Genomic DNA, 8,830 nt, shown 5'->3' with positions numbered 1-8,830 from the left:
CCACCCCGCCCGCCCCGCCCTGGCCGCCCACCCCGGACGCCCCGCCCGGCCCGGTCACCCCGGACGCCCCGCTCGGACCGCCCACCCCGCCCGCCCCGCCCGGAACGGCCAGGGCGACGGACACGCCGCGCTCCGCCGCCGCCGGCCGCCAGACGTCCAGCCGCTCCTCGACCAGGTCGCACAGCGCCACCGGCTCCGGGGCGGACACCTTGGCCTCGGCCCGGGCCAGCACCAGCAGCCCGCTGACCAGCCGGCTCATCCGGACCACCTCGGCGGTGGCCTGCTCCACGTCCTCCCGGACGAGCTCGTCGTCCACGCCGTCCGCGATGTTGTCCAGCGACAGCCGCAGCGCGGTCAGCGGCGTGCGCAGCTGGTGCGAGGCGTCCGCGACGAAGATCCGCTGCGAGGCGACCAGGGTGTCGAGCCGTTCGGCGCCCTGGTTGAGGGTCCGGGCCAGGGTGCGGGTCTCCTGCGGGCCGGTGACGGGGGAGCGGGCCGTCAGGTCGCCGTCGCCGAACCGGCTGGCCATGTCGTTGAGCAGGCGCAGCGGCCTGGTCAGCAGCCGGGCGACGACGGCGCCCAGCCCGGCGGCGGCCGCCAGCACCCCGACCGCGAGGACGGCCCGGAAGCCCCAGATCCGCCACAGTCGGTCGCTGAGGTCGGCGGTGGCGTAGCGGATCCGGACCGCGCCGACGATCCGCTGGTGGTCGCCCCGGGCGTACGCGGGCACGGTGACGACCAGCTGCGGCCCCCAGACGAACCGCGAACCCCAGTCGGCCGTGCTGCGCCCCTCCCGCAGTGCCCGGGCGATCGCCGCGTCCTCCGGCCCGGCGGGCGTCGGCAGCGGCGGCACGGCCGTGCCGTCCGCGGCCACCGCCTCGACCGTTCCGGGCGTCTCGTCCGCGTACGCGCCGGCCACCCGGGCCAGCGCCTGTCGGGCCGGGGCGTCGCCGTCGCCGAGCAGCAGCGCCATGGTGGTCGCCTCCCGCCGCACCGACTCCTCGGTGTCCCCGCGCAGTTGGGCGGTCAGCGTGAACGCCACCGGCACCGTGAACGCGGCCAGCGCCACGCCGACCAGCAGCACGTAGCTGACGATCAGCCGCCTGATCAAGGGGAGTCGTCCGGGCTCGCGGCCGGGACCGGCGCCACCACCAGCCGGAACCCCACTCCGCGCACCGCCTCGATCGCCACCGCCCCCGCGAGCTTGCGCCGCAGCGCGGCGACGTGCACGTCCAGCGTCTTGGTGGGGCCGAACCAGTTGGCGTCCCAGACCGCTTCCATGATCTGCTCGCGGGACATCAGCGCGCCCGGCTCCTCGGTGAGGAAGGCCAGCAGGTCGTACTCCTTGGGCGTGAGCGGCAGCTCGGCGCCGTCCAGCCGGACCCGGGCGGCCCGGCGGTCCACGGTGAGCCGCGGCCCGTACCGGTCCGGGCCGGCCGCCGCCTGCTGCTCCGCGGGCCGCGCCCGCCGCAGCACGGCGCGGATCCGGGCGACGACCTCGCGCACGCCGAACGGCTTGGACACGTAGTCGTCGGCGCCGATCTCCAGCCCGACCACCCGGTCGGTCTCGTCGCTGCGCGCGCTGATCACGATGATCGGCACGTCACCGCGCCGGCGCAGCGCCCGGCAGACGTCCAGCCCGTCGGTGTCGGGCAGTCCGAGGTCCAGCAGCACCAGGTCGTACGGGTCCGCCTCGGCGAGCGCCGCCGCCCCGGTGGTCACCCAGGAGACCTCGAACCCGTACCGCACCAGCCCGCGCCGCAGCGACTCGGCGACCGGCTCATCGTCTTCCACCAGCAATACGCGCACGGGTGCACCCTAGTGACCCGCACCACCCGCTCGAACACCGGCCGTCAGGCCCGCAGCGGCCTCCACGCCCCACTCCGAGCGGCGGCCGCTCCGGCGCAACGGTGCGCACCAGGTGGCCTCACCACCCCTGGCCGTGCCCCGGCTGCCACTCCAAGCCCGAGTACGGGCGCGGCCGCAGCGTGCGCGCCAGCGCGGTCACCGACCAGACGACCGCGGTCAGCAGCGCGTAGAACAGCAGCAGCGCCCAGAACGGCGTGGTGGACACGCTCTGCTCCTCGAAACGGCACCACGCGTCCGGCGGCAGCCAGGAGGCGCCCGTCTCCAGCAGGTGCCCGCCGCCCGTCACCAGGCCCCGCTCGCAGCGCTCGTCGAAGTCCGACGACCGCGCGTACAGCAGGCCGTAGACCGTGCCCGTCGCCGCGAGGGACAGCAGCGCGACGAGGCCGAGCAGCACCGCCCGTCTTCGCCCGCCGCCCGCCGCACGGTTGTTCGTCACCGGGGCAGCGTACCGGCGGGACGGGCCCGGCACGGCCAGGACCGCGGCGCCGGGCCCCACGCCGTGCCGCCCCCGCCTCCGGCCACCCGCCGGCCCCGCCCGCCACCGTACGGATCCCGGCCACCCGCCGGCCCCGCCCCCGCGGTCAGCCGAGCAGCCCGCCCAGGTGCCCGTCCTCGGCGAGCAGCCGCCAGGAGCAGCCGGGCGAGGCGAACGCCTCCGGGTCGACGGCCTCCACCAGCCGGTCCACCACCGTGCTCAGCAGCGACTGCGGGTCGAACACCGCCCAGGTGTCCCGGCCCCGGCCGCCCTCCCAGCGCTCCCACTCGGCGCGCAGCCGTTCGTACGTCCACAGGGCGTAGAGCAGCGCGGTCAGGTCCCGGTTGAGGTACGCCTCCGGCTGGCCGTCGTCGTACCAGTCGGGCAGCTCCAGCCGGCCGGTCGCGCCGTCGAGGGCGATGGTGAGGTCGGTCGGCCAGTCACCGAGGGCCAGGAAGTCCCGCTGGTACGGGCGCAGCTCCTCGCCGTCGAAGTACTCCGGGTACGCCTCCGCCATGGTGACCAGCGGTGCCGCGCACGCGCCGAACATCGCCCCGCCGGTCGGCAGGCCGATCTCGGTCAGCAGGTGCCGGGTCGGCCGGTGCACCAGGGCGGCGGGCAGGTCCTCGGGGCGGAAGCGGTGCACCTGGCCGGGGCCGTCGTCCTCGTCGGTGAGCGCCGCGAGCTCCGTCACCAGCTCGGTGCCGACCGTGTACGCAGGCCCGTCCGGGCCGCCCGGCAGCGCGCCCCAGGCCAGGGCCCGGACCAGCAGCGCGGTGCCCCAGTGCGCCGGGGGCGTCGCGGGGGGAGCCTCGGCGCGGTCGTACAGGGCCGGATCGAGGGCGCGCATCCGCAGCTCCGCGCCGGCCATCACCTCGGCCACCACCGCCGGGCCGCGCCGCCCGTCCAGGGCGTCGGCCCGCCGGGCGGTCTCGGCGACCGCCTCGACCTCCCGCACCAGCCCGGCCAGCGCCGGCAGGTCGGAGGCCAGCAGATCGCGCCGCGGGCCGCCGTCGCCGAGGAACACCTGGCCGGTGGTCCCGTCCAGCAGCACCAGGCTGCCGGCGGCGGCGTACGGCGCGCAGTACTCCGTCTCCCCGAGCACGAACAGCCGCTCGGCCCCGGCCGGGAACGGCCTCAGCGGGCCGGCGCCGAGCGCCCTGAAGTCCAGGAACGCCCCGGCCGTCGGCAGTCCCTCCCGCAGCAGGAACTCCCGGCTCGCCGCGTGCACCACCCCGCCCGGCAGCCCCGCCGCCCGCGCGCACCCCATGTGCCCACCTCTCGCAGTTCGTTCCCCTGACCACCTGACCCTAGCGGCCCCGCCCGACACCACGGCGGCGAGCGCCCCGCCTGCCGCGCCGTCCCGCTGCGTCGTCCCCCTCGCCCTGCCTGCTGCCCCGTCCCGCTGCGTCGTCCCGCTGCGCTCCGCCCGCTACGCCGTCGCCGGCACGTCGACGTTCCACCGCGCGGGCAGGTCGGCGTCGCAGAACACGCACACGTGGTGGCCCTCGCGGACGATGCCGCACTGCGCGCACGCCGGGCAGCGGCGGAACACCAGCTCCTCGGTGAAGCCGCCGGGGTGCGGTAGCCCGAGGCGGTCGAGGGCGGCGGCGACGGCGGGCCAGGAGGTGAGGTCCGGGCAGTAACCGGTGGACTGGTTGCTGACCGTCCGGACCTCCCAGCCGCCGCCGGCCGAGCGTCGGAACCCGATCTCCCCGGCGCTCAGCACCAACTCCCCGCCCGCGCACACCACGTGCTCGCTCCGGCGCGGGGCGAGGCGCAGCGCGCCGGCCAGATCGACCACGAAGGTCGACGGCTCCGCGTGCTCCTCGGCCTCCGCCCAGGCGGCGAACTCGGCGGCCGTCCGCACGCGCCGGCCGACCGGGCTCCCAGGGCCACCGGGACCGCCGGAGTCGCCGGAGTCGACGAGGGCGCTCAACTCCGGCGGGCCCACGTACCGGTACGCCCGGCCGAATCCGTCCGTGACCTCCGTCGCGATGCCCCGCTCGCCCAGTCGCACCCGCCACCAGGCCATCTCCACGGCCGTCCCGCTCAGGGCGAAGTCCCGCAACTCGTCGAGGAGTTCACGTACCTGCCGCAACGGCGCACCGGTCCCCTCGCGGAGCAGTCGAAGCGCGGCGACCGGGTCGGTGAGCAGCCCGGTGAGTCGCAGCCGGGCCGGGCCGTGCACGGTCAGCAGCGCCTCCCGGACGTCCCGCGGCGTCGGCCCCGGCCCGAAGTGCTCGCACAGCGAGGTGTCGCAGCCGGGGCAGGACTGCTCGGCGTCCCACCGCAACTCCCGTCCTCGATAGAGGAATTGGCCGACACTCCGGACGGCCTCGCCTCCGCACCCCACGCACCGCGCGGCCATCCGCACGCCCTGGTCCGTCCTCATCGCCTCCGACACGCCCGCCGGCCCCTCAGCCCCGCCGGGCGTCGGGGCAGTCCGACGCGATCCACTCGGCCGTGAGGTCGGCGGCCGTGACCGTCAACCGCCCTGGTCGGAAGGCCAGTTCATGGGTGCAGCCCTGGCCGTGGGGGAGGATCTCGTCCAGGACGAGCGGCCCCAGGTCTTCCCAGGACGAGGGCTCCCCGAGGCCGTCGAGCCGGATGTCGGTCACCGCCCGGTAGCGGATGACCAGATCCTCCTCGTGCTTCCAGCAGTTGTGGCGGAACCCCAGCTCCAGGGTGCCGGTGCCGGTGCCGGTGCCGGTGTCGCCGTGGCCGAGGTCGAACCGGCTGAGCGTGAGGTCCTTCACGCAGCGCTGCCCGGTGAAGTCGTAGTGCCCGGGGTCGGTGGCGAACGCGGCCGCGCCCGGCGGCAGCTCGGCGGCCAGTCGGGGCAGCGCCCCGAGGTAGCGCCGGGCGGAGAGGACGCCGGTCAACTCGCCGATCCGGGCGTCGAGTTCGACGTACTTCACGCTCGCGCCTCCCCGGCGATCGCGTCGGCCTCGCGAGCGGCCTCGCGGGCGGCCTGTTCGACGCGGGCATGGTGGGCCTGCCACCAGGCGGTGTCGCCGGGGGCGGTGTTGAGGCCGTCCGGGCGCTGACCGGCGGCGCCGTCGACGAGTTCGCGCACGAGGTCGGCGTGGCCCGCGTGGCGGTGGGTCTCGGCGATCAGGTGGACGAGCACCCGGTGCAGGGTCTGCCGGGGCCGGGTGCCGAACGGCAACTCGCCGACCGCGTCCAGCGGCAGGGCGTCGATGGTGGCGTCCGAGTGCGCCCAGATCCGCCGGTAGCGGCCGACGATCTCCTCGGTGCTCTCGTCGGCCCGCGCCCACAGGTCGGCGTTCGGCTCGGTCTCGCCGAGGTACCACAGCGGCGTCGGCTCGGGAAACGGGCGGCCGAAGGTGTCGCCCAGGTAGAGCCGTTCGGCGCCGGTGACGTGCTTGACCAGCCCCAGCAGGTTGGTGCCGGTGGGGGTGAGCGGGCGCCGGAGGTCGTACTCGGAGAGTCCGTCGAGCTTCCACAGCAGGACGTCGCGGGCGTCCTGGAGGTAGATCCGGAGGTCGGTCTTGCCGTCCGTGATGGTCATGCCCCAAGTCTGTTGATCGCATGATCGGCGTCCACTGCATTTCCTGCGGCACTCACGCCGACCCGCCCTGGTCGACGTGCGCCTCGTACAGCCGGCGGAGCAGCCGGTTGAGGTGCTCGCGGTCCGGGGCGTCCAGGGCGGACAGGAACCGGTCCTGTTCGGCTCCGGCCGTGGCGGCGACGGCGGCGACGAGCGCACGTCCCTCCTCCGTGAGGGTGACGACGCGCCGGCGCCGGTCGGTCTCGTGCGGGCGGCGCTCGACGAGGTGCCGGGCCGCGAGCTGGTCGAGGACGGGGACCAGGTTGCGGGCGTCCACGGCGACGAGCTCGGCCAGTCGCCGCTGGCCCGCCGGCCCGTGCTGCTGGAGTGCGACCAGGGCGGCGTACTGGCTCTGGGTCAGCCGGTGTTCGCCGAGGAAGGCCGTCCAGGAGCGGGTGGTGAGCGAGCCGAGGCGCGCCAGCAGGAAGCCGGTGCCGCGTTCGAAGGCAGGCCGGGCGGGCCGGTCGGGCCGGTCGGGCTGCTCGGGCCGGTCCCCGGTACCCGCGCCGTTCTCGATGTTCTCGCTCATGCGATCAGCCTACTCCCCATAGACATGCCACATGTCGTTTGATAGACATGATTCATGTCCACCGACCTGCGCCACTCGCACCTGCCCGTCGACGGCCGCACGCTCCACGTCGTGGAGTCCGGCGACCCCGCGGGCCGCCCGTACCTCTTCCTGCACGGCTGGCCGGAGTCCTGGCGGACCTGGCTGGGCGTGATGGCGGCCGCGCCGGACGGCGTTCGGACCATCGCCGTCGACCTGCCCGGCATCGGCGGGTCGGTCGGCGCGGTCGACGGCGGCTCGAAGCGCGCGCTGGCGGCGGCGGTGCACGCCCTGGTGCGCGAACTCGGCCTCGCTGACGCCGCGTTGATCGGCCATGACGCCGGCGGAATGGCGGCCTACGCCTACCTCCGCCGCTACCGGGAGGCCGGGGACCGGGAGCGCGTCGGCCGCGTCGTCATCATGAACACCGTCATTCCCGGCGTCCCGCCGTGGGAGGACGTGCTGCGCAACCCCTACATCTGGCACTTCGGCCTGCACGCCGTCCCCGACCTGCCGGAGACCCTGGTCCAGGGGCGCCAGGCCGTGTACTTCGACTACTTCTACGACGTGCTGTCCGCCGACCCCCGGCGGATCACCGCCGAGTCGCGCGCCGCCCACGCCGCCGCCTACGGCAGCCCGGCGGCGCTCACCGCCGGGTTCGACCTCTACCGGGCCTTCGCGCAGGACGCCCGGGACAACGCCGCGTCCGCCGAGGCCGGGCCCGTCGAGACCCCGCTGCTGTACGTGCGGGGCGACCGCGAGGGCGGCGACCTGCGGGCGTACGCGCAGGGCTTCCGCGAGGCGGGGGTGCGGCGGCTGACCACGGCGGTGGTGGCCGATGCCGGGCACTTCGCCCAGGAGGAGCAGCCCGCCGAAGTCTGGCGGCTGATCGCCGAGTTCGCGGCCTGAGCCCCGCCGGAGCCAGCCCCGCCGCCACCCGGTCGCCCCCTCCCCCCGTACGTCCGAACGCCCGAACGGCCCGCCCGTGCGGGCCACGCTCGGTCACCGCGATCGGGCCGCCGCGCCGACCGTGCCGGCGGTGCCGACGCATCGCCGCTGATGGCGTCCGCCGAGGCCGGACGTACGGAGAGTGACGGGCCGGGGCGACGGGTCGGACTTGAATCTTTACGAACGGATGTTCGATCCTGGGGGTGTGTCCGCTTTCGAATCTATTTTCGAATCCACCGTCGAGCGCCCCCGGCTCCGACCGGTGGCGTCCCCGGCTGCCCCGCCGGGGGCCGGGCCGTCCGCCGCCGCGCCCGGCGGCCTGGTGCCGGTGGTGCCCGCGCTGCGCGGGGTGCTGCCGGACGGCGGGCTGCGGCGTGGGGCGGCGGTGTCGGTGGCGGGCGGGGACACCGGGCTGCTGCTGGCGCTGGCCGCCGGAGTGCGGGAGACCGAGGGCGGCTGGGCGGCGGCGGTCGGGCTGCCGGACCTCGGGCTGGCCGCCGCCGAGGGGTACGGGCTGGACCTGCGGCGCCTGCTGCTGGCGGACGACCCGGGCCCGCACTGGCCCGAGGTGGTGTCGGTGCTGGCCGGCGCGGTGGAACTGGTCATGCTGCGCCCGGACGGGCCGGTGCCGCCGAAGCTGGCCGCCCGGCTGGCGGCGGTGCTGCGGCGCAGCGGCTGCGTGCTGCTGGTGGCCGGTCCGTGGCCGGGGGCGGCGCTGCGGCTGGGGGTGCGGTCCGGACGCTGGTTCGGGCTGGGGGACGGCCACGGTCAGCTCGCCGGACGGCAGGTGGAGGTGGTGGCCGAGGGGCGCGGCTCGGCGGTGCGCGGACGGACGGCCCGGCTCTGGCTGCCGGACGAGCACGGCGCGGTGCGGCCGGTGCGGGAGCACGCCCAGCACGCGGCGGAGCCGATCGCGACCGGGCCGATCGCGGCGGTGGTGTGAGATGGCGGACGACCGTACCCCCCGGGTGCTGGCGGTCTGGTGCCCGGACTGGCCGGTGGTGGCCGTCGCCGACGGTGACCCCGAGACCCCGGTGGCGGTGACCGAGGGCGGGCGGGTCCTGGCCTGCTCGGCGGGTGCCCGGGCGGCCGGGGTGCGGCAGGGGCAGCGGCTCAAGCTGGCCCAGCGGCTCTGCCCGGCGCTGGAGCTGCGCGACCGCGGCCCGGAGGCGGAGACCCGCCGCTTCGAGCCGGTGGTCGCGGCGGTGGAGGCGTTCACGCCCCGGGTGGAGGTGGTCCGTCCGGGCCTGTGCGCGATCCCGGTGAAGGGCCCGGGCCGCTACTTCGGCGGCGAGGAGCCGCTGGCGGCCCTGGTCGGCGCGGCGGTGGCGGACGCCCTCGGGCGGCCGCCCGTCCCGGACGCCGTCCCGGGGGCCGTCCCGGACGCGCCACCCCCCGCCTCCACGCCACCCCCCAC

Annotated in this window: 11 protein-coding genes; 3 read left to right on the top strand and 8 right to left on the bottom strand. The window is 76.4% G+C overall.

Annotated features, from left to right (window positions below):
* The 8 genes from VM95_RS36255 to VM95_RS39465 all read right to left on the bottom strand — a co-directional run.
* Positions 1 to 1,111, bottom strand: a 1,111-nt coding sequence (locus tag VM95_RS36255) for a sensor histidine kinase (protein WP_078861120.1), incomplete at its 3' end; no start/stop codon positions are given.
* Positions 1,108 to 1,809 (bottom strand): response regulator transcription factor, encoded by a 702-nt coding sequence (locus tag VM95_RS36250; RefSeq protein ID WP_045705274.1) that lies wholly within the window; start codon positions 1,807 to 1,809, stop codon positions 1,108 to 1,110. The genes VM95_RS36250 and VM95_RS36255, both read right to left, overlap by 4 nt.
* Before the next feature lie 118 nt (positions 1,810 to 1,927).
* A complete protein-coding gene (locus VM95_RS36245) occupies positions 1,928 to 2,305 on the bottom strand; it encodes a hypothetical protein (RefSeq protein WP_157882292.1) in 378 nt (125 codons plus the stop codon).
* A gap of 145 nt (positions 2,306 to 2,450) precedes the next feature.
* Complete coding sequence (locus tag VM95_RS36240) at positions 2,451 to 3,614, bottom strand: SUKH-4 family immunity protein (RefSeq protein ID WP_045705270.1); 1,164 nt, start codon at positions 3,612 to 3,614, stop codon at positions 2,451 to 2,453.
* A gap of 162 nt (positions 3,615 to 3,776) precedes the next feature.
* Positions 3,777 to 4,379, bottom strand: coding sequence for a hypothetical protein (locus tag VM95_RS36235; protein ID WP_244179110.1), 603 nt, complete (start codon positions 4,377 to 4,379; stop codon positions 3,777 to 3,779).
* A gap of 385 nt (positions 4,380 to 4,764) precedes the next feature.
* Positions 4,765 to 5,265 carry a hypothetical protein gene (locus VM95_RS36230; protein WP_045705268.1) on the bottom strand — a complete coding sequence of 167 codons (501 nt, stop codon included), beginning with the start codon at positions 5,263 to 5,265 and terminating at the stop codon, positions 4,765 to 4,767.
* Positions 5,262 to 5,879 carry a DinB family protein gene (locus VM95_RS36225; RefSeq protein ID WP_045705267.1) on the bottom strand — a complete coding sequence of 206 codons (618 nt, stop codon included), beginning with the start codon at positions 5,877 to 5,879 and terminating at the stop codon, positions 5,262 to 5,264. The genes VM95_RS36230 and VM95_RS36225 overlap by 4 nt, the downstream gene beginning before the upstream one ends.
* Positions 5,880 to 5,931: 52 nt before the next feature.
* Complete coding sequence (locus VM95_RS39465) at positions 5,932 to 6,447, bottom strand: MarR family winged helix-turn-helix transcriptional regulator (RefSeq protein WP_052707793.1); 516 nt, start codon at positions 6,445 to 6,447, stop codon at positions 5,932 to 5,934.
* A 54-nt stretch (positions 6,448 to 6,501) separates the two neighbouring features.
* Here VM95_RS39465 and VM95_RS36215 point away from each other — a divergent pair, with 54 nt between their 5' ends.
* From VM95_RS36215 to VM95_RS36205, 3 genes are all read left to right on the top strand, one after another.
* Positions 6,502 to 7,374: an alpha/beta fold hydrolase gene (locus VM95_RS36215; RefSeq protein WP_045705266.1), complete on the top strand. Its 873-nt coding sequence runs from the start codon at positions 6,502 to 6,504 to the stop codon at positions 7,372 to 7,374.
* A 244-nt stretch (positions 7,375 to 7,618) separates the two neighbouring features.
* Positions 7,619 to 8,356, top strand: a complete 738-nt coding sequence (locus tag VM95_RS36210) for a hypothetical protein (RefSeq protein WP_157882291.1) — start codon at positions 7,619 to 7,621, stop codon at positions 8,354 to 8,356.
* A gap of 1 nt (position 8,357) precedes the next feature.
* On the top strand, positions 8,358 to 8,830 hold a 473-nt coding region (locus VM95_RS36205), incomplete at its 3' end, for a Y-family DNA polymerase (protein WP_045705264.1).

This window comes from Streptomyces rubellomurinus, from assembly GCF_000961885.1.
In the GTDB taxonomy this organism is placed as follows: domain Bacteria; phylum Actinomycetota; class Actinomycetes; order Streptomycetales; family Streptomycetaceae; genus Kitasatospora; species Kitasatospora rubellomurina.
Note: the sequence above shows the minus strand (reverse complement) of the source record. Positions and strands in the feature narration are given on the sequence as shown.